The organism is Desulfocurvus sp. (assembly GCF_023230885.1).
Lineage (GTDB): Bacteria > Desulfobacterota > Desulfovibrionia > Desulfovibrionales > Desulfovibrionaceae > Desulfocurvus.
In genome coordinates this window covers 1-20,434 of the sequence record NZ_JALNWM010000031.1, presented here as the reverse complement: position 1 = coordinate 20,434, position 20,434 = coordinate 1, and the positions used below count along the sequence as shown (strand labels likewise).

Here is a 20,434-nt window from a genome sequence, read left to right as displayed (position 1 = left end):
GCTTGCGCACCTCGTCGGCCACCACGGCGAAGCCGCGCCCGGCGTCGCCCGCCCGCGCCGCCTCGATGGCCGCGTTCAGCGCCAGCAGGTTCGTCTGGTCGGCGATGTCGGTGATCACCGTCATGATCCGGCCGATGGCCTCGGTCTGCTGGCCGAGGGCGTCCATGCTCTGCTGGAGGGCGCGGGCCTGCTCGCGGGTGGTGTTCATGGCCCGCATCGAGCGCGCCACCACGTCGGCGCCCTCGCGGGCGCGGCTTTGCACCTCCGCGCCGCGCTCGGCGGCGGCGCCCGCGTTGCGCGCCACCTCCAGCACCGTGGCGTTCATCTCCTCCATGGCCGTGGCCGTGGCCTGGAGCCGGTCGCGCTGCACGTCGGTCCCGCTGCTGATCTCGTCGGCCTGGGCCGACATTTCCTCGGTGGCGGCGGAAACGTGCTCCACCATGCGGCCCAGCCGTTCGGCGGCGTCCAGCAGCCCCGCGGCCCGGGCGCGCTCGGCCTGGGCCTTGGCCTGCTCGGCCTCGGCCTGGGCGGCGTGCGCGGCGGCGGCCTTTTCCTGCGCCTCGGTGGTCTTGGCGGTGATCTCCTCGATGTTGCGCCGCAGGGTCGCGGCCATGCTGTTCAGGGCCCGCTCCAGGTGGGCGGCCTCGTCGCGGCCCCGGGCGTCCAGGGTCACGGCGTAGTTGCCCCCCGCGATCTCCTCCGCCGCCCAGGCGGCCTGGGCGATGGGCCGGGTGATGCTGCGCACGATGAGCACCGTCAGGGGCAGCACCAGCACCAGGAACACCCCCGCCAGAACGCCCACGATCCAGGTCGTGCTGGCGGCAACGACCTGGGAGATGGTCCCGGCGATGGACGCCTTGGCGGCCTCCACGTTGTCGATGTACACCCCGGTGCCGATCCAGTAGGGCGTCCCGGGGATGCTGACGGCGTAGGACAGCTTGGGCTGCTCGCCCGCTCCGGGCTTGGGCCAGACATACTGCACGAACCCGCCGCCCCTGGACGCCAGCTCGGCCATCTGGCGCACGAAATACACGCCGCTCTTGTCCTTCAGGCCGCCCAGGTCGGTGCCCTGCTTGTCCTTGCTGGTCGGCAGGGCCACGTTCACGGTGCCCTCGTACACGAAAAAATAGCCGGACTTGTCGGCCTCGAAGCGGATGGGGTCCACGGCGGCGCGGATCATCTCCACCCGGCGCGCGGGGTCGGGCTCGTCGCGCAGCAGGGCTCCCAGGGTCTCGGCGATGGTCATGGTCGCCACCTGGAGCTTCTGCTTCTGCCCCGCGACCATCTGGTCGTTGATTTCCGTGACGCTGATGTCGCGGATGGTTCCCGCATTGGAAAGAAACGCGGCCACCACTGCGACGATGAACAACGCCATAACCAAAAGCACAAGAAATATTCTTTTACCAATACTGAACCGTCGCAACATCACGCAGCCCTCCTTGCCTGACGCTTCAAGAAGACCGGGACGGGCGGCCCGCAGCCGGATTCCCGGCCCCGGACTTCGCGCTGCGTCCAGCCGTCCAATGAGTGGTTCATTTTATACGCCACAAAAGGGCCATTTATCCACAAGAAAAAGACCGGCGGGCAATGCACCGCCGGCCACAGTCTGCTGCGCACCGGGATGGGAGCCGATCAGGACCGGCCCGGCAACGGCCTACAGCCCCGAAAAGCGCTTCTCCAGCATGATGCGCAGGATGGTGCGGTCGGTTTCGACCATGCCCTGGGTGGACAGGGTGCCCACGTTGCGCATGGTCTGCTCGGGCGAGGCGCCGACGATGCCGTCGGTATGGCTGACGTTGACGCCCTGCATGGCGAACAGTGCGGCCTGCACGGCGGTGCCCGCGGCGGTGGCCAGCTTCAGGGCGCAGCCCGCCTTGGCGCCGTCGCAGATGACCCCGGCCAGGTCCTCGATGAGGTTCTTGATGGCTCCGGCCACCTGGGCCGCGTCGCCGCCCAAAAGCCGCGCCACGCCCGCGGCCGCCCCCGCCCCGGCGGCCACGGAGCAGCCGCACACGGCCGACAGCCGCCCCGTGTGTGCCTTCACATAGGCCGTGACCGCGTGGGACAGGGCCACGGCCTCCAGGCGCGCGCGGTCCGGGGCGTCGACAAAACCGGCCACGGCCTGGATGGGCAGGATGGCCGTCAGCCCGTGGTTGCCCGACCCTGCGGAACTCATGGCCGGAAGTTTGGCCCCGCCCATGCGCGCGTCGGCGGCCGCAGAGGTCAGGATGCGCGCGGCGGAAAGCATGTCCCGCCCAAGCAGCCCCCGGCTGGCCAGGCGCTCCAGGGCCCGGCCCACCCCCAGGCCCACGGCGTGCTCCAGGCCGTGCTCGGCCAGGCGCAGGTTGTGGCGCACCCCCTGCTCCAGGAAATCCAGGTCCTCCTGGTCCAGCGCATCCGGCAGCGCCAGCAGCCCCGCCAGCGACTGGGCGCGCAGCCAGGCCTCCAGGTCCTCCAGGGGGCGGCCGTCGCGCGCGCCGCCGCGCCCAAGCAGCGGACTGTCCGCCACGGGCTCCCCGTCGCGCGACAGGGCGGCGATATTGTCATGCACGCCCTCGATGACGGCCTCGGCCCGGCGCCCGGCCCGGGTCGCGCACACGCGCACATAGAGCCCGCGGTGGTCCTCCAGCAGGTCCACGCCCACCGCGCCCGCGTCCACCAGGGCCCGCGCCCGGGCCACGGCCGCGTCGTCCACGGGCTCGAGCACCTCCAGGCCCAGGGCCGGGTCGCCGCCCTCGGCGCCCAGGGCGGCCGCCATGTCCAGCCCGCACAGGCCGCCGGTGCCGGGGATGATCACCGCCAGGCCGTTCTTGTAGATGTTCGGGTCCACCCACAGGGCCAGGCCCTCGACGGGCCCGGGGGGCAGGAGCGAAACGGCGGCGGCCGCCGCCAGGGCGATGGCCACGGGCTCGGTGCAGCCCAGGGCGGGCGCGACCTGCATGCGCAGCAGTTCCTTGATCGTATAGGTCATGGGGGGCTCCTTCAGCGTGGACGGGCGCCGGGGCGCGGGGCGCCGCCGTACCCCGCCGTCTACGGGCATCCCGGCGGGTTGTCAAAGCCGGCGCGGAATGTGTTGCCCGGGCCGTACGGGTGGGATAGTATTCAAGGATGAGCTTCCCCCCCGACGCAGGCGGCCCCGGCCAGGGCCCGGCGGACAAGCCGCCGCAGGAAACGCCCCTTGCGCTGTGCTCCCGGCTCTTCGTGCGCCAGCCGGTCTTCGACGAGCACCTGCACACCTGGGGCTACGCCGTGACCTTCGGCCCGGAGCTTCGCCAGGAATCCGGCGCCCGGGAGGACTGCGCCCCGGACGACCTGCCCGACCCGGTGCCGGGCATCGCCGCCGGGCTCATCTCCCTCGCGGACACCCTCTTCGGCCCGGGGCGCAAGGTGCTGGTCAGCTTCGGGGAACGGTCCATCCTGGACGAAACACCCTACGCCCTGCCCAGCGAGCGCATGGTCATCGAGATTCCGGGGTGCGACGGGCTGCCCGCCTCGGCGGCCCAGGCCCTCAACGGCTTTCGCGCCGACGGCTTCGCCGTGGCCCTGGACCTGGGCGAGGCCGCCCGGGCCGACAACGCCGTACGGGCTTCGGCGGATGTGCTGCTCCTTGGCCTGGACGACGTCGAGCGCGCCCGGGGCCAGGCCCGGGCGCTGCCCAAGGGCGGGGCGCTGCTGCTGGCCCGCGGGGTGGACGACATCGCCCGCCTGGCCCTGGCCCGCCGCCTGGGAGCCGACCTGATCCAGGGCGACTTCCTCTTTTGCCCCGAGACGGTCCAGGCCCGCCGGGCCACGTCCCACGAGACCTCGCGCTTCCGCCTGCTGGCGGCCATCGAGCATCCCGAGCCGGACTTCGACGAGCTGGCCCGGACCCTGGGCGCCGACGCGAGCCTGAGCTTCCGCCTGCTGGCCTACCTGAACTCACCGGCCTTCGGCTTTCCCGAGCGCATCGGCTCCCTGCGCCAGGCCATGCTCATGCTCGGCTGGAAGATGCTCAAGAACTGGCTGCGGGTGGCCGTGCTCACGGACCTGGCCCCCGGCCCCACGGCCCGCCACCTCCTGCTGCTCTCCGCCCAGCGCGGCAAGTTCCTGGAGCTTCTGGCCGGGGCCCGGCCCGAGGGGCGCGACAACCCCGACGAGGCATTCCTGCTCGGGCTGTTCTCGCTGCTGGAGCCGCTGCTGCGCATGCCCATGACCGAGGTGGCGGGGCACCTGCCCCTGCCCGCGCCCCTGCTGGACGCCCTGACGGGCCGGGAGGACAACCGCCAGGCCCGCTGGCTGCGGCTGCTCAAGGCATACGAGGCCGCCGACTGGGAGGCGGTGGAGACCCTGGCCCAGGGCCTGGACGTCGCCCCACTGACGGCGGCCATAGCCCACTACAAGGCCGTGGCCTGGGCCGAGGCGGTCTTCTCCGGCACTTGAGGCGGGCCGCCTCGGCCCCGCGTATGGCCTTTGCCGCCGAAGTCGGATAGGCTGGGGCACTTTTCCGGACGGTCCCCAACAGGAGGGCGGACGATGATCCTGGCTGTCCCCAAGGAAACCTTCCCCGGCGAGCGCCGGGTGGCCCTGGTGCCCGGCGTGCTGCCGCAGCTGCTCAAGGCCGGCTTCGAGGTCGTGGTGCAGGCGGGCGCGGGCCTGGGCGCGGGCATCGCCGACGCCGACTACCAGGCCCGGGGCGCCCGCGTGGAGCCCGACCGGGCCGCGCTCATCGCCGGGGCCGACGTGCTGCTCATGGTCCGCACGCCGGGAGCCAACCCCGGCCCCGGGCGGGACGACATCGCCCTGCTGCGCTCCGGGCAGGTGCTCATCGGCCTGGCCGACCCCACCGCCGACCCCGCCGTGGCCCAGGCCGTCGCCGCCACGGGCGCCGCGCTCTTCGCCCTGGAGCTCATCCCGCGCATCAGCCGCGCCCAGGGCATGGACGTGCTGTCGTCCATGGCCACCCTGGCGGGCTACAAGGCCGTGCTCCTGGCGGCCGACCACCTGCCCAAGATGTTCCCCATGCTCATGACCGCCGCAGGCACCGTGGCCCCGGCCCGGGTCTTCGTGGTCGGCGTGGGCGTGGCCGGGCTCATGGCCATCGCCCAGGCCCGCAGGCTGGGGGCCGTGGTCGAGGCCTACGACGTGCGCCCGGCGGTGCGCGAGCAGGTTCAGAGCCTGGGCGCCAAGTTCGTGGAGATGGAGCTGGACGCCGGGGACGCCGAGGACCAGGGCGGCTACGCCAAGGCCCTGGGCGAGGAATTCTACCGCCGCCAGCGCGAGCTGATGGCCCGCGTGGTGGCGGCCAGCGACGTGGTCATCACCACCGCCGCCGTGCCCGGGCGCAAGGCGCCGGTGCTGGTCACGGCCGAGATGGTCCGGGCCATGCAGCCCGGATCCGTGGTCGTGGACCTGGCGGCGGCCACGGGCGGCAACTGCGAGCTGACCCGGCCGGACGAAACCGTCACCGACCACGGCGTGACCATCCTCGGGCCGACCAACGCGCCCTCGGACCTGGCCGTGGACGGCAGCCGCATGTATGCGAAAAACGTGACCGCCATGCTGCTCAACATGAGCCAGGGCGGCGTCGTGGACATCCACAAGGACGACGAGATCGTCGCCGGAACCTGTGTCGCCCGGGACGGGAAGGTCGTGCATCCCCTGGTCCTGGAGCGCCTGGACCGGGGCGGCGCCTAGGCCCGCCACAACGGAGGCAACGCATGGAAACCCTCGTCATCGGCCTGACCATCTTCGTGCTCGCGGTCTTCGTGGGCTTCGAGGTCATCACCAAGGTGCCGCCCACGCTGCACACCCCGCTCATGTCCGGGACCAACGCCATCTCGGGCATCACGGTCATCGGCGCCCTGCTCTCGGCGGGCAGCGGCCACACGGCCCTGACCACCGCCCTGGGCACGGCGGCGGTCGTCCTGGCGACGGTCAACGTGGTGGGCGGCTTCCTGGTCACCCACCGCATGCTGGCCATGTTCCGCAGGAAGGACTGAGGCCATGGGCACAGGCATCATCAACCTCGCGTATCTGGCTGCGGCGGTCCTGTTCATCCTGGGCATCAAGGGCCTGACCCACCCGCGCTCGGCCGTGCGCGGCAACCTGCTCTCGGCCCTGGGCATGCTGCTGGCCGTGGTCGTGACGCTGCTGGACCGCAGCATCCTGGGCTTCGAGTACATCCTGGCCGGGCTGCTGGTGGGCGCGCTGCTTGGCGCCGTCGCCGCCGTGCGCATCGAGATGACGGCCATGCCGCAGCTGGTCGCGCTGTTCAACGGTTTCGGCGGCGCGGCCTCGGTGCTGGTGGCGGGGGCGGCCTTCGAGGAGGTCATGGGCTCGCCCGGCGCGGCCGCCCTGGCGGGCGACACCGCGACCCTGGCCGCCACGGCGGCCTCGGGGCTCATCGGCGGCGTGACCTTCTTCGGCAGCCTGGTGGCCTTCGTGAAGCTCCAGCGCCTGTTCTGGGAGGGGGCGGTGAGCTTCCCCCTGCAGCGGCTGGCCGGGGCGCTGGCGGCGGCGACGACCCTGGGCCTCGGCGCGGCCATGATCGCCGCGCCGCAGTCCACGGAGCTCTACTGGGCCATGACCGCCGCCGCCGCCGTGCTCGGCGTGCTGCTCACGGTGGCCATCGGCGGGGCGGACATGCCCGTGGTCATCGCCCTGCTCAACTCCTACTCCGGCCTCGCGGCCTCGGCCACGGGCTTCGTGCTGCAAAACAACGTCCTGATCATCTCCGGCTCCCTGGTGGGCGCCTCGGGCATCATCCTGACGCGCATCATGTGCCGGGCCATGAACCGCTCCCTGGCCAACGTGCTCTTCGGCGGAGCCCTGGCCCCGGCGGCGGGGCAGGCCGGGGGCGGGCAGGACGACCTCTACGCCGGCCGCGTCAAGGCCACCTCGGGCGAGGAGGTGGCCATGCTCCTGGACGGCGCGCGGCGCGTGGCGATCGTGCCGGGCTACGGCATGGCCGTGGCCCAGGCCCAGCACGCCGTGCGCGAGCTGATGCTGCTGCTGGAGGCCCGGGGCGCCACGGTGGAATTCGCCATCCACCCCGTGGCCGGACGCATGCCCGGGCACATGAACGTGCTCCTGGCCGAGGCCGAGGTGCCCTACGACAAGCTGCGCGAGATGGACGACATCAACCCCGAGCTGCCCCAGGTGGACGTGGCCATCGTCCTTGGCGCCAACGACGTGGTCAACCCCCTGGCCAAGACCGACCCGGCCAGCCCCATCGCGGGCATGCCGATCATCGACGTGCGCGCCTGCCGCACGGTGGTTGTGGTCAAGCGCAGCCTCTCGGCGGGCTTCGCGGGCATCCCCAACCCGCTGTTCGCCGCCGACAACGCGCTCATGTATTTCGAGGACGGCAAGAAGGCCATGCAGCAGACGGTAGCCGCCCTGAAAGAACTCTAGGCATTCCGGATACATGAGCCAAAAGATCGCGCCTGCGCCGGAAAAATCCGACGCAGGCGCGCCCGCCTCGCGCCCCGCCGCCAGGAAAATGGCGGACACAGGCGCAATTTCCCGTTTTCCCGCGCATCATCAAGGGATAATCCCCTAAATCCACCTGATTCCCCGTAAACGCGAAAAACTGAAACTCATCTCTACTCAGCTAGAGATTTTCATGCATTTGACAAAAGCAACCCGGGCAAGTATACAATACAGCGTTATCTGCCAGCACAAATTTCACGCTACGCAGCATTTTGCGACATGCGCACGATACAGAAGCACTCGATGATGCAACACGAAACACAACGACCAAGACACGACGCATTGCGCGACACATCGCAACACCGAAGCGCCCTGGTCATCATGCCCGACGCCTTTTCTCGCCATATGAGCCCAACAGAGACACACCGAATCGGCCACACCGGGGCCCGCGCGCCCCGGCCCGATGTCCCGGCGCTTCCTTGCGGCCTGCGCGGCCGCTACCCCCTGGCCTGATCCGCGCCGCCCGCTCCGCCCCGTGCGGACGGACCGCGCCCGTCCCGCCGCCGATCCGGTCGGCGGGGCTCTCCCGGCGTCCGCAGCGCCTGCGGACGCAACACCTCTTCCAGGAGAACAGATGAGCAAGATAGTTGTCGAAAACCTCTTCAAGATATTCGGGCCGCACCCCGAACGCGCCCTCAAGCTGCTGGAAAGCGGCCTGGGCAAAGAGGAGATACTCAAGAAGACCGGCCTTGGCGTGGGCGTGAACAACGCCAGCTTCGAGGTCGCCGAGGGCGAGATCGTGGTGGTCATGGGCCTGTCGGGCAGCGGCAAGTCCACGCTGGTGCGCTGCGTCAACCGCCTGCTGGAGCCCACCGCCGGGCGCGTTCTCATCGACGGCACGGACATCCGCGCCCTGGACGCCGAAGGCCTGCGCCGCCTGCGCCTGGAGAAACTGGGCATGGTCTTCCAGAATTTCGCCCTCTTCCCCCACCGCAGTGTGGTCCAGAACACGGAATACGGCCTGGAGATCAAGGGCGTGGCGCCCGACGAACGCCGCGAAAAGGCCATGCAGGCCCTGGCCCTGGTGGGCCTGGCCGGCTGGGAGGACGCCGCCCCGCGCCAGCTCTCGGGCGGCATGCAGCAGCGCGTGGGCCTGGCCCGCGCCCTGGCCCTGGACCCCGATGTCCTGCTCATGGACGAGGCCTTCAGCGCCCTGGACCCGCTCATCCGCCGCGACATGCAGGACGAACTGCTGAACCTCCAGGACGAGATGCGCAAGACCATCTTGTTCATCAGCCACGACCTGGACGAGGCCCTCAAGCTCGGGCGGCGCATCGTGCTCATGAAGGACGGCGCCATCGTCCAGGTGGGCACGCCCGAGGAGATCCTGACCAACCCGGCCAATGACTATGTGGCGCGCTTCGTGGAGGACGTGGACATCACCAAGGTGCTCACGGCCGACATGGTCATGAAGAAATCCGAGGCCGTGGCCTACCTGGGCACCGACGGCCCCCGCGCGGCCCTGCGCAAGATGAAGAAGGCGGCCATCGGCTCGCTGTTCGTCCTCGACGATGCCCACGCCGTGGCGGGCATCGTCACCGCCGAGGCATGCGTGGCCCTGCGCGAGCGCGGCGGCACGGACCTCTCCGAGGCCATGACCCGGCCCATCGCCTCCGTCAGCCCCGAAACCCCGGCCGCGGAGCTCATCCAGATCATCCACGACCTGCCCCACCCGTTGCCCGTGGTGGACACCCGGGGCCGCCTCAAGGGCGTTGTGGTTCGCGGGTCGCTGCTTGGCGCCATCGCCGAGCGGGGAGGGAACGCCCAATGACGACCATTCCCAAGCTGCCCCTCGGCCAGGGCCTCGAAGCGGCCATCGACTTCCTCGTCGAACATTTCTCCTTTGCCACCAAGGGCTTCTCGGTGGTCATGGACGGTGTGCTCTCGGTGCTGGAGCGCGGGCTCATGGCCCTGCCCCCGCTGGTGCTCATCGCCATCTTCACCGCCCTGGCCTTCTGGCTCACGCGCAAGAGCCGCGGGGTGACGCTGTTCACCTTCCTGGGCCTTGGGCTCATCTGGAACCTCGGGCTGTGGAGCGCCACGGTCAGCACCATCGCGCTGGTGCTCATCGCCACGCTGACGGCCATCCTCATCGGCGTGCCCCTGGGCATCCTGGCGGCCATGTACCGCCCGGTGAACCGCGTGGTGATGCCCGTGCTGGACGTGATGCAGACCATGCCCGCCTTCGTCTATCTCATTCCGGCCATCCCCTTCTTCGGGCTGGGCAAGGTCGCGGCCATCTTCTCCACGGTGGTCTTCGCCATGCCCCCGGCCATCCGCCTGACCTGCCTGGGCATCCGCCAGGTGCCGCGCGAGCTGGTGGAATGCGCCGAGGCCTTCGGCTCCAACCGCTGGCAGCGGCTGATGAAGCTGGAGCTGCCCCTGGCCACGCCGACCATCATGGCCGGGGTGAACCAGACGGTGATGCTGGCCCTGTCCATGGTCGTCATCGCGGCCATGATCGGCGCCAAGGGCCTGGGCGGCGAGGTCTGGAAGGCCATCCAGCGCTTGCAGATGGGCGCGGGCTTCGAGGCTGGCGTGGGCATCGTCATCGTGGCCATCATCCTCGACCGCGTGCTGCAAAAGGTCGGCGCAAGAACCCAGAAAAGCTGACTTTCAGGAAACGAGCTGACTTTCACGAAACGAACGGAAACCCAAGGAGGACCCATGTTCAAGAAACTTATGCTGACCCTGGCCCTGGCGGCCCTGGCCGCCCTGATGACCGCCCCCGCCCAGGCGGCAGGCAAGGGCAAGGTCCGCCTGGCCTATGTCGAATGGGACTGCGCCGCCGCCAGCACCACCGTGGTCCAGGCCGTGCTCCAGGAGAAGATGGGCTACGAGGTGGAAATCCTGCCTGTGGCCGCCGCGGCCATGTGGCAGGCCGTGGCCACCGGCGACGTGGACGGCATGGTCACCGCCTGGCTGCCCGTGACCCACGCCGACTATCTGGCCAAGGTCAAGGACAAGGTGGAGAACCTCGGGCCCGTCGTTGGCGGGGCCAAGCTCGGCTGGGCCGTGCCCTCCTACGTCGCGGTGGATTCCATCGCCGACCTGAACGCCCACAAGGACAAGTTCGACGGCAAGATCATCGGCATCGACCCCGGCGCGGGCGTGATGCGCCTGTCCGAGCAGGTGATCAAGGACTACGGCCTGGAATTCGAGCTGATGGAAGGCTCGGGCGCCACCATGACCGCCGCCCTGGCCGACGCCATCAAGAACAAGAAGTGGGTGGCTGTCACCGCCTGGTCGCCGCACTGGATGTTCGGCAAGTGGGACCTCAAGTACCTGGCCGACCCCAAGGGCGTCCTGGGCGAGGAGGAGCACATCGACACCATCGTGCGCAAGGGCCTGAAGGCCGACATGCCCGAGGTCTACGCCCTGCTGGACAACTTCGCCTGGAAGGATGCGGGCCAGCTCCAGATGGTCATGGCCTGGAACCAGGAGCCCGGCGCCGACCGCTACGAGAACGCCAAGCGCTTCATCAAGGAAAACGAGGCCCAGGTGAACGCCTGGATGGGCAAGTAGCCAAGCTGACCCGCCCGGGGCAAAGGCCCCGGAACGCAAAAAACTCCCCCGCCGCCGGATGCCCGGCGGCGGGGGAGCTTTCGTTGTGTCTCGGGATGCAAGGTGCCGTGCGGCGGCCTCAATCCCCCAGCACGGCGATGGCGGCGGCGCCCAGGCCGGAGTAGCAGCCAAGCACCGGGGAGGCCTCGCTGACGTAGAGGGGCTCCACGCCGAAGGTGTCCCAGAGCATCCTGCGGTAGCGCTCGGCGGTTTGCGGGGCGGCGACGTGAGCCACGGCGAAACGCAGGTTCTTGCGGCCCTCGGCGTAGGCGCGCACATGGGCGAAGAGCTTGCGCTGGGCGTGCAGCGCGCCAAGGCCCTTGGCGATGACCTGGGCCTTGCCCTGGCGGTCGAAGGTCAGCACGGGCTTGATGCGCAGGACCTTGGCCACCAGCCCCTGGCCCTTGCTCACCCGCCCGCCGCGCACGGCGAAGTCCAGGGTATCCAGGGTCACGAAGATGCGCACCTTGTCGATGGCCTCCTGGGCCACGGCGCGCACGGCCTCGGCGTCCATGCCCAGCCCGGCGGCCAGGGCGGCCTCGCGCACGGCCAGCCCCAGGGCCACGGTCAGGGTGTGGCTGTCCAGCACGGCGATGTGCTCGGCGTCCACCTGGCGGGCCATGTTCAGCCCAGCCTGATAGGTGCCGCTGGCCCCGCCCGTCAGGTGCACGGCCACAACGTCGCCGTATTCCCGGAGCATGGCCTCGTAGAGCTCCTTGAAGCGCTGGGGCGCGGGCTGCGAGGTCTTGGCCACGCGCGCGCCGCGCAGGCGGTCATTGAACTCCTCGGGGGAAATCTCGATCTTGTCCACGAATTCCTGGCCGTCCAGGGCCAGGGTCAGCGGCGCGAAACGGATGCCGTGGGTCTTCATGAACTCGGCGGGCAGGTCGCAGCACGAGTCGGTGACGATGCCCACGCGCTGGCGGGCGCGGGTCACCAGGTCGCGATGCTGGCGCAGCATGTCGTCCACCTTGCGCCGCGTGACCTCGCCCGCAGCCCGGGCGATCTCGAACACCGTTTCCGGCTCGTTGGTATGCACATGCACGCGGACCACCGTGGGCGTTCCGGCCACGATGAGGCTGTCGCCCAGGGGCTCCAGGCGCGCGCGCAGGGCGTCACGGTCGATACCCTTGCCGCGCACCAGGCACTCGGTGCAGTAGCGGAAATCCAGGGACTCCACGGCCACGCGCTCCTGGACCTCGCCCACGGCGGGGCGGTCGGCGGCGAGCATGGTCTTCTCGGCCCGGCGGTCCACCCGGCCGCGCTCCACGAAGTCCTGGATGCCGTCCAGCAGGTAGACGAACCCCTGGGCCCCGGCGTCCACCACCCCGGCGGCCTTGAGGCTGGCCAGCTTTTCGGTGGTTTCGCGCAGGGACTGCTTGGCGCGCTCCAGGGAATCGAGCAGCAGCTCGGGAAAATCGCGGTATTTCTCGCAGTTGCCGCGCAGGTGATCGGCCCAGTCGGTGATCACCGTGAGGATGGTGCCCTCCTTGGGCGAGGCCATGGCCTCGCGGGCGCGGTCCGCCGCGCGGGAGACGGCCAGGGCGAACTCGCGCGGGGACACGCGCACCAGGTCCTTGACCCCCTCGGAAAACCCGCAGAAAAACTGGGCCAGAATGACCCCCGAGTTGCCCCGGGCGCCCAGCAGCGCGGCCTCGGCGATGACCTGGCTCATGGCCTCGATGGACGAGTCCAGGGCGTCGGCCGAGCCGTCCACGATGGAGCGCATGGTTCCGGCCATGTTGCTGCCGGTGTCGCCGTCGGGCACGGGGAAGACGTTGATGGCGTCGAGGTGTTCGGAATGCTCGATGAGCCGCTGGGCGGCGGCCATGAGGATGCGCTTGAAGCGGATGCCGTCGATGTACTGGATTCTGTTGGGCACCGGGGCCATCTGCACTCTCCGTGTAACGTTCGTCGCGCGCCTGTGGTCGGGACCGTCGGGCGCGCGCCCGCCGCTTCTACCGCATTTCCCCGCCCGGCGCAAATGCCGCCGCCACAGGTGCGCCCCTAGCCGTGGGGGCTGGTCGCCGGGATCATGCCCGCCGGGTCCATGAGCGCGTCGAAACGCTCCGCGTCCAGGCAGCCCAGCTCCAGGCAGGCCTCGCGCAGGGTGCCGCCCCGGGCGTGGGCCAGCAGGGCCACCCGCGCGGCCATGTCGTAGCCGATGGCCGGAACCAGCGCCGTGACCAGCATGAGCGACTTGTCCACCGTGGCCGCGATGCGCTCGCGGTCGGCCTCGATCCCGGCCACGCACAGCCGCGTGAAGCCGTCCACGGTCCCGGCCAGGGCCGAGGTCATGGCCAGCAGGTTGTGGATGAGCAACGGCTTGTAGACGTTCAGCTCGAAGTTGCCCTGGCTGCCCGCCACGGCCAGCCCCGCGTCCAGGCCCAGGGCATAGGCGCAGGCCATCGTCAGGGCCTCGCACTGGGTGGGGTTGACCTTGCCGGGCATGATGCTCGACCCCGGCTCGTTGGCGGGCAGGAGCAGCTCGCCCAGGCCACAGCGCGGCCCCGAGCCCAGCCAGCGCACGTCGTTGGCGATCTTCATCAGCGCCACGGCCGCCGTGCGCACGGCCCCCGAGGCCGCCACCAGCCCGTCGTGGGCCGCCATCAGGGCGAACCGGTTGGGCGCGGGCGTGAAAGCCCGGCCCGTCAGCGCGCGCAAATGGCCCACGGCCAGCCCGACGAAGCGCGGGTGCGCGCCAAGGCCCGTGCCCACCGCAGTGCCGCCCAGGGGCACCGGCAGGAGGGCCTGCGCCCCCGCGCGCACCCCGCGGGCCGCGGCGGCCACCTGGGCGGCGTAGCCCGAAAACTCCTGGCCCAGGGTCAGGGGCACGGCGTCCTGCAAATGGGTGCGCCCGATCTTGACCACAGCGGCAAAGGCCCCGGCCTTGGCGTCCAGGGCCTGGGCCAGGGCCTCCAGGGCGGGCAGCAGCTCCTGCTCCAGGGCCTGGACGGCCGCCATGTGCATGGCCGTGGGGAAGGCGTCGTTGGTGGATTGGCCGAGGTTCACATGGTCGTTGGGGTGCACGGGGTCCTTGCGGCCCGGCTCGGCTCCCGCCAGCTGCGCCGCGCGGTTGGCCACCACCTCGTTGACGTTCATGTTCGTCTGCGTGCCGCTGCCCGACTGCCAGATGCTCAGGGGAAAATGGCCGTCCAGGGCGCCCGAGGCCACCTCGGCCGCGGCGGCCTCCACCAGCCGGGCCAGGGCGGCGGGCAGCAGCCCGAGCTCCGCGTTGGCCCGCGCGGCGGCAATCTTGATCTGCGCCAGGGCGCGGACAACGGCGGGGGGCATGGCCTCGCCGCCCCGGGCGAAGTGCTCCAGGGCGCGCTGGGTCTGCGCGCCCCACAGCCGGCCGGCGGGGACGGACACGGGCCCCAGGCTGTCGTGCTCGATGCGCCGGGGGTCGGCGGCGGGGGAAACATCGTCGGGCATGGCATCCTCCGGGGTCGCGGGTCGGCGCGGCGCGCGGGGGCGTTTCTCCTGCGCGCCTGCCGGGGCTCCTCGACGGGGTAGCGCGGCACGCGGGGCTCAGCCCGCAGGCCGCTCCTCCTCATAGAGCACGAAAGCCACGCTCCTGTCACCCTTGCCCCGGTACATGGCCGCGTCGGCCCGGGTCAGCACCGTGGCGGCGTCGGCCCCGTGGTGCGGATACAGGCTCACCCCGATGCTCACGCCCAGGCGCACATCCACGTCGCCCACGCGCACGGGCTCGGCCAGGGCCGCCTGCATCTTGGCCGCCACCGTCCCCACCGTGCCGGGATCCTCGCCGCAGGAGATCACCGCCGTGAACTCGTCGCCGCCGATGCGCGCCAGGGTGTCGGACTTGCGCACGCACCGCCTCAGGCGCGCGGCCACCTCGCGCAGTACGGCGTCGCCGAATTCGTGCCCCAGGGTGTCGTTGACCTGCTTGAAATCGTTCAGGTCCATATAGAACACGGCGCAGCAGCCCCCGCTGCGGTCGACCTGGGCCAGGGCCTGCTCCAGGCGGTCCTGGAAGAGGCGGCGGTTGGGCAGGTCGGTCAGCGGGTCGTGCAGGGCCTGCCTGCGCTGCTCCTCCTCCACCAGCCTGCGCCGGGTGATGTCGTTGACGGTCATGGCGAAGTAGCCCTGCTCCCAGCTGAAGGCGCGCACGGAGAACCACAGCTGCGTGGGGGCGAAGAACATCTCCCCCGAGCGGGTGTGCTGGGTGCGGGCCACTGTGCCGAGAAAATCGATCCAGCGGTAGAGCTTCTCGCGCTGGTCGGGAAACAGCTCCAGGACCGAGCGGCCCAGGTAGCGCTCGCGGGGGATGCCCGTGAGCGTCTCTGCCGCCGGGTTCACGTCCAGGAACACGAAGTCCCGGGCCCTGCCCTCGGCGTCGGACACGACGCGGCAATAGGCCACGCCCTCCTGCATGCTCTGGAACAGGGAGCGGTATTTGCGCTCGGACTCCTCGGTGCGCCGGGTCTGGGCCTGGAACACCTGCAAGGCGACGAAAAAGGCCAGCAGCAGCGCCGAGCCCAGCAGCGCCTGGCGCAGGACAAGGAGCCGCTGCCCGGCCACGGCGAGGCCCCAGCCCCGGGCGTCGGACTCCAGGGCCAGGGCCGCCAGAACCCGCCCCCCGCCCGGCACCCGGGCCACGGCGTGGTGGGCCACGGCGAAGGTGCCCCAGTGGTCGTGCAGGGGGGCGGCCACCACGTCCCGGCCCGAGGCGAAAAAGTAGCGCATGAGCGCCTCCTGGCCCGCAGGCCAGGGCATGCGCCCCGCCGGGCGGCCCTGGCCGTCCTGGGGCGCCGCCGCCAGCACGGCCGTGCCGTCGCCGCGCGGAACGTAGAGGCAGGCCGAAACCAACCCCTCGTCCGCCTGCACGGCCCCCTCCAGGGTCCGGACCAGATCCCGGACCCCGGGGTCGTCCGGCCCGCCCACACCCTGGGCCAGGGCCAGGACCAGCCTCTGGTCCAGGGCCCCGGCGGCGATACGCACATGGACCAGCAGATCCTGGCGCATCCTTGCGTCGTGCTCGCGGCCCGCGTGATCGGCGCCCACGGAGCCCGCCGCCAGGACCAGGGCCAGCGGCGGCAGGAACCCCACGGCCCAGCGCAGCCGCTGGCGCAGCAGCCGCTCGGACAGCGCGACCCCGTAAAGCCACAGGGCCAGGGCCAGGGCAGTGCTCCCCGTCGCGCCCAGAAGCGCCCAGACCACCAGCCCCGTCCCGCCGCCGCGGGCGTCCAGGGCCTGGGCCACGGGCCGCAGGGCCAGGCCGTGGGCGCCCACGCCGCCGCCCAGCGCCGCCACCAGCAGGGCCAGGGCCGCCGCCAGCAGCAGCCAGCGGCCCCGGCTCTCGGAAAGGGCCGCCCGCAGAAGCGCCCAGGTCGCCGCGCCGCCCGAGGCAACGCCGAAAAGCCCCCCGGCCACGCGCAGCGGATTCTCGTCGCCCAGGGCCAGGGCCCCGGCGTAGACCGCAAGCAGCGCCAGGAAGAACCAGACACCCTGGCCGCGCCGCCCGCCCGCGCGGGCGTGCATGGCCGCCCAGAACTCCACCAGGCAGACCATAGCCCCGATGTACAGCGCCGAGCGCAGGGCCACGGCCACGGCGGACTCGGCGCTGGAATAGGCCCAAAGCTCCATGCAGCAGGCCGCGCCCCCCAGGAACCCGAACCAGGCCAGCCAATGCAGGGGCAGACGGCGCAACGAGTTGCGCCCGGCGCACAGGCAGACCGAGGCCAACAGGAAGCGGGAAACCGCCCCGAGGAGCAGGGCGGTATCGGCAGGAACAAGGAGCGTGTCCACCATCGGTACCAGAGTTTGATCAAGATTTTCGGGCCGAAACGGGCGCGCCGCTTTCGGGTGGTCATACTCCAAAGCGGGCGGAAATTGAAGCGCTCTCCCGAACTGGGGCAAAAAAAAATGAAAACACGCTGCCGACGGCGCCGCGCGGGGATCAGCCGCCCTGGGGGCGCCCTTTTCCGGGGTCGAAAAGCAGCCCCCGGGCCACGGCGTCCCGGCCGAACTTGTCGCGGATGGCGTCCAGGGCGCGGTCCAGGCGGGCCAGCTCCGCGGCGCGGTCGTGCTCCGGGGCGGGCAGCAGGGAGAACTGCGTCTGGCCGTGGCCGAAATTGGACACCCCCAGGCCGATGAGCCGCACGGGCCGCTCCAGGCGCGTTTCGCGCAGCAGGGCGCGCCCCGTCTCGAAGATCAGGGCGGTCACATCGGTGGGCTCGTCCAGGGTGCGGCTCCTGGTGTGCTGGGAGAAGTCGCTGTACTTGATCTTGAGGGTCACGGTGCGGCCCTTGAAGCCGCCCCGGCGCAGGTCGCGCCCCACGCGCTCGGCGTGGGCCAGGAGCCAGCGCGCCAGAAGGGTCTTGTCCGTGGTGTCGCGGTCCAGGGTGGTTTCGGCGCTGGACGACTTGGGCGCGTGGTACGGCACCACCGGGGAGGAATCCAGCCCCTGGGCGCGGGCGTGCAGCTCCTGGCCGCGTTCGCCCAGGCGCCGGGCCCAGAACTCCGCCCCCCGGGCCAGCACGTCCCCCGCCGTGCGCACCCCCAGGCGGGCCAGGGCCTCGCCCGTGCGCGGCCCCACGCCGGGGATGCGGCCCACGGGCAGGTCGCGCAGGAAGTCCGCCACGTCCTGCGGCCGGAGCACGAACATGCCGTCGGGCTTGTTCACGTCCGAGGCGATCTTGGCCAGGAACTTGTTGGGGGCGATGCCCACGGAACAGGTCAACCCCGTGGCCTGGAGCACCCGGGCGCGCAGCGACTCGCCCGCCTCAGGCGGCGGCCCCAGCAGCCGCTCCGTCCCCGTGAGGTCCACATAGGCCTCGTCCACCGACACCTGCTCCACCAGGGGCGAGGCCTCGCGCAGCAGGGCCATGACCTGGCGCGAAACCTCGGCGTAGCGGCCCATGCGCCCGCGCACCACCACCAGCCCCGGGCACAGGCGCCGGGCCTGGGTCATGGGCATGGCCGAGCGCACCCCGAAGCGCCGGGCCTCGTAGGACGCGGCGCTGACCACGCCGCGATGCTCGCCGCCGACGGCCACGGGGAGCCCGCGCAGGGCCGGGTTGTCATGCTGCTCCACCGAGGCGAAAAAGGCGTCCATGTCCAGGTGCAGGATCACCCGGGGATGGACGGGCGGGGGCGGCGTGCGGGCGCAAGGGGGGCTCATGGGTTCCTGCTGCTACGAATGCGCGCCGGGGTCAAGCACGCTGGACAAGGGCCCGCCCCCCGGGAAAACGGCGCCCCGGAAACACGACGGCCCGCGCGGCCATGCCGCGCGGGCCGTCCCGCAATACCGGAGCGCGCGGGCCTATTCGGCCTTCTTCTCCTCGGCCTTCTTCTCCTCGGGCTGCGGGGCCGCGGCGTCCTGCTGTCCGGCGGCGTCCTGCTCCCCGGCGGCGGGGATCTCCAGGTCGATGGCCGTGGCGTTCAGGGCGGCGATGACCGCATCGGTGGCGTCCACAGCGCCGTCGAAGGACAACACGTTCTCCTTGTTCAGGATCACGGCCACGCCGTTCTTGGCGCGGTAGTCCTCCATCACCTTCTGGAAGGCCTTGTCCAGCTTCTCGGCGATGCGCGTCTGCTCGCCGATCATCTGCTGCTGGATCTCCTGGTAGCGCGCCTGGAACTTGGCCACGGCCTCCTCGCTCCCGCCGCCTTCGGCGCCCTGCAGGATGCCCTGCATCCCGGCCAGCTCCTTCTGGAGGCCCTGGCCCAGGCTGCGCAGGTAGTCGCCGCCCTGCACGCAGGGCTCGCAGGTGGTGAAGACCTTGTTGGGGTCGAGCACGGCCACGGCGGGCGCGCCCTTCTTCTGGCAGCCCGCCAGGGCCGCGCCCAGGGCCAGCATGGCCGCCAGAATCACGATGGATTTCTTCATCAAAATCTCCGGGGGGTTGGGTGTTGCGCCGCGTTGCCCTCGCGGGGTCCGGCGCGGGCGTGAGGGGCCATAATTACCCCCCGGCGGCAGACAAGGCAAGGGCCGGACCCCCAACGGGGAAATTGCCTGCCGCCGCGCGGCGTGCTATGGGCGGGGGCTCACAATCTGCCTGCCTGGAGCCGATCATGAACAGCGCCGGAATCGTCATCTGCGGGGCCGGGGTCCTGGGCCTGACCATCGCCCGCGAACTCGTGGCCCGCGGGGCCGACGACATCCTGATCCTGGAAAAGGAGGCCCGGCCGGGCCTGCACGCCTCGGGGCGCAACTCGGGGGTGCTGCACGCGGGCATCTACTACGCCCCGGGCTCGGCCCGCGCCCGGACCTGCCTGGAGGGCAACCGGCTGATGCGCGCCTACTGCGCCGAGCACGGCCTGCCCCTGGACGAATGCGGCAAGGTCATCGTGGCTCCGGACCCCGCCGAGCTGCCGGCCCTGGACGAACTGCACCGCCGCGCCGTGGCCAACGGCAGCCCGGCGGCGCTGGTGGACGAAAAGGAGCTGGCGGCCCTGGAGCCGGGCGCCGTGACCGCGGGCCGGGCCCTGCACTCGCCCCTGACGGCGGTGGTCGACCCGCGCGCCGTGCTGGCGCACATCGCCGGGGAGCTGACCTCCGGCGGGCGGGTGCGCATCCGCTACGGCTGCCGCGCCACCGGCCCGGCGGGCCCCGGGATCCTGGGCACCACGGCGGGCCCCGTGGCCTACGGGCGGCTGCTCAACTGCTCCGGGGCCCACGCCGACACCCTGGCCCACACCTTCGGCCTGGGCAGGCACTGGGTCATGGTGCCCTTCAAGGGCCTCTACCGCAAGCTGCGCGCCGGGCGGGCGGGGCTTGTGCGCGGCAACGTCTACCCCGTGCCCGACCCGCGCATGCCCTTTCTGGGCGTACATTTCACCAAGAGCGTCACGGGCGACGTATACGTCGGCCCCACGGCCACCCCGGCCCTGGGCCGCGAGAACTACGGCCTGCTGCGCGGGCTGGACGGCGAGGCCCCGCAAATCCTGCTGCGCTGCGCGCGCATGTTCCTGCGCAACCCGCAGTTCCGGGCCCTGGCGCGGGACGAGCTGCGCAAATACCTGCCCAGCAGCTTCTTCGCCGACTGCGCCCGGCTGGTGCGCGGCCTGCGGCCGGACGACCTCGAACCCTGCCCCAAGGTCGGCATCCGCCCCCAGCTGGTGGACACCCGGACCCAGGCCCTGGTCACCGACTTCCTGGTGCAAAGCGACGGCCCCACCGTACATGTGCTCAACGCCATCTCCCCGGCCTTCACCAGCTCCATGGCCTTCGCGCGCATGGTCTGCGACGAGCACTTCGCGGCCTAGCTGCCAGCCCGCGCCGTCAGCCCCCGGCGCCCCCGGGGGCCGCCAGCCGGGCATAGAGCCGCGCCAGGAACCGGGCGTCCTCGTCGATGGTGCGCACCGGCGGCACCCCGGCGGCCAGGGCCTCCGCCAAGCCCGGCTCCCCGGCCAGGCGCTCCAGCAGCCCGGC

Annotated in this window: 15 protein-coding genes; 8 read left to right on the top strand and 7 right to left on the bottom strand. The window is 71.4% G+C overall.

The features are described 5' to 3' along the window. Together M0P34_RS03680 and M0P34_RS03675 are read right to left on the bottom strand one after the other, a co-directional pair. A partial coding sequence (locus M0P34_RS03680; RefSeq protein WP_291496497.1) for a methyl-accepting chemotaxis protein occupies positions 1 to 1,375 on the bottom strand: 1,375 nt, incomplete at its 3' end. A 279-nt stretch (positions 1,376 to 1,654) separates the two neighbouring features. After that, entirely contained in the window at positions 1,655 to 2,971 is a 1,317-nt protein-coding gene (locus M0P34_RS03675; protein WP_291496495.1) for an L-serine ammonia-lyase, iron-sulfur-dependent, subunit alpha, read from the bottom strand. Between the two features lie 137 nt (positions 2,972 to 3,108). Between M0P34_RS03675 and M0P34_RS03670 the strand changes: the two genes are divergently transcribed. From M0P34_RS03670 to M0P34_RS03640, 7 genes are all read left to right on the top strand, one after another. Next, positions 3,109 to 4,419 carry an HDOD domain-containing protein gene (locus M0P34_RS03670; RefSeq protein WP_291496493.1) on the top strand — a complete coding sequence of 437 codons (1,311 nt, stop codon included), beginning with the start codon at positions 3,109 to 3,111 and terminating at the stop codon, positions 4,417 to 4,419. A 93-nt stretch (positions 4,420 to 4,512) separates the two neighbouring features. Next, a complete protein-coding gene (locus M0P34_RS03665; protein ID WP_291496491.1) occupies positions 4,513 to 5,673 on the top strand; it encodes a Re/Si-specific NAD(P)(+) transhydrogenase subunit alpha in 1,161 nt (386 codons plus the stop codon). Positions 5,674 to 5,696: 23 nt separating this feature from the next. Then, a complete protein-coding gene (locus M0P34_RS03660) occupies positions 5,697 to 5,978 on the top strand; it encodes an NAD(P) transhydrogenase subunit alpha (RefSeq protein ID WP_291496489.1) in 282 nt (93 codons plus the stop codon). 4 nt (positions 5,979 to 5,982) lie between these two features. After that, positions 5,983 to 7,392, top strand: coding sequence for an NAD(P)(+) transhydrogenase (Re/Si-specific) subunit beta (locus tag M0P34_RS03655; protein ID WP_291496487.1), 1,410 nt, complete (start codon positions 5,983 to 5,985; stop codon positions 7,390 to 7,392). A gap of 652 nt (positions 7,393 to 8,044) precedes the next feature. After that, on the top strand, positions 8,045 to 9,241 hold the full coding sequence (locus tag M0P34_RS03650; protein WP_291496485.1) for a glycine betaine/L-proline ABC transporter ATP-binding protein: 1,197 nt from the start codon (positions 8,045 to 8,047) through the stop codon (positions 9,239 to 9,241). Then, positions 9,238 to 10,083 carry a proline/glycine betaine ABC transporter permease gene (locus M0P34_RS03645; RefSeq protein ID WP_291496483.1) on the top strand — a complete coding sequence of 282 codons (846 nt, stop codon included), beginning with the start codon at positions 9,238 to 9,240 and terminating at the stop codon, positions 10,081 to 10,083. Before M0P34_RS03650 ends, M0P34_RS03645 begins: the two co-directional genes overlap by 4 nt. A gap of 54 nt (positions 10,084 to 10,137) precedes the next feature. Further along, on the top strand, positions 10,138 to 10,995 hold the full coding sequence (locus M0P34_RS03640; RefSeq protein ID WP_291496481.1) for a glycine betaine ABC transporter substrate-binding protein: 858 nt from the start codon (positions 10,138 to 10,140) through the stop codon (positions 10,993 to 10,995). 118 nt (positions 10,996 to 11,113) lie between these two features. Here M0P34_RS03640 and M0P34_RS03635 read toward each other — a convergent pair whose 3' ends face one another. The 5 genes from M0P34_RS03635 to M0P34_RS03615 form a co-directional block, all read right to left on the bottom strand. Next, positions 11,114 to 12,763, bottom strand: a complete 1,650-nt coding sequence (locus M0P34_RS03635; RefSeq protein WP_291496499.1) for a DegV family protein — start codon at positions 12,761 to 12,763, stop codon at positions 11,114 to 11,116. Positions 12,764 to 13,041: 278 nt separating this feature from the next. Beyond that, a complete protein-coding gene (locus tag M0P34_RS03630) occupies positions 13,042 to 14,469 on the bottom strand; it encodes a class II fumarate hydratase (RefSeq protein ID WP_291496479.1) in 1,428 nt (475 codons plus the stop codon). 96 nt (positions 14,470 to 14,565) lie between these two features. Continuing rightward, positions 14,566 to 16,809: a sensor domain-containing diguanylate cyclase gene (locus tag M0P34_RS03625; protein WP_291496477.1), complete on the bottom strand. Its 2,244-nt coding sequence runs from the start codon at positions 16,807 to 16,809 to the stop codon at positions 14,566 to 14,568. Between the two features lie 148 nt (positions 16,810 to 16,957). Then, positions 16,958 to 18,181 (bottom strand): DNA polymerase IV, encoded by a 1,224-nt coding sequence (locus tag M0P34_RS03620; protein ID WP_291496475.1) that lies wholly within the window; start codon positions 18,179 to 18,181, stop codon positions 16,958 to 16,960. Between the two features lie 141 nt (positions 18,182 to 18,322). Next, entirely contained in the window at positions 18,323 to 18,889 is a 567-nt protein-coding gene (locus tag M0P34_RS03615) for an OmpH family outer membrane protein (RefSeq protein ID WP_291496473.1), read from the bottom strand. Between the two features lie 185 nt (positions 18,890 to 19,074). Between M0P34_RS03615 and lhgO the strand changes: the two genes are divergently transcribed. Continuing rightward, positions 19,075 to 20,268, top strand: coding sequence for an L-2-hydroxyglutarate oxidase (gene lhgO, locus M0P34_RS03610; protein WP_291496471.1), 1,194 nt, complete (start codon positions 19,075 to 19,077; stop codon positions 20,266 to 20,268). Positions 20,269 to 20,434 lie beyond the last annotated feature (166 nt).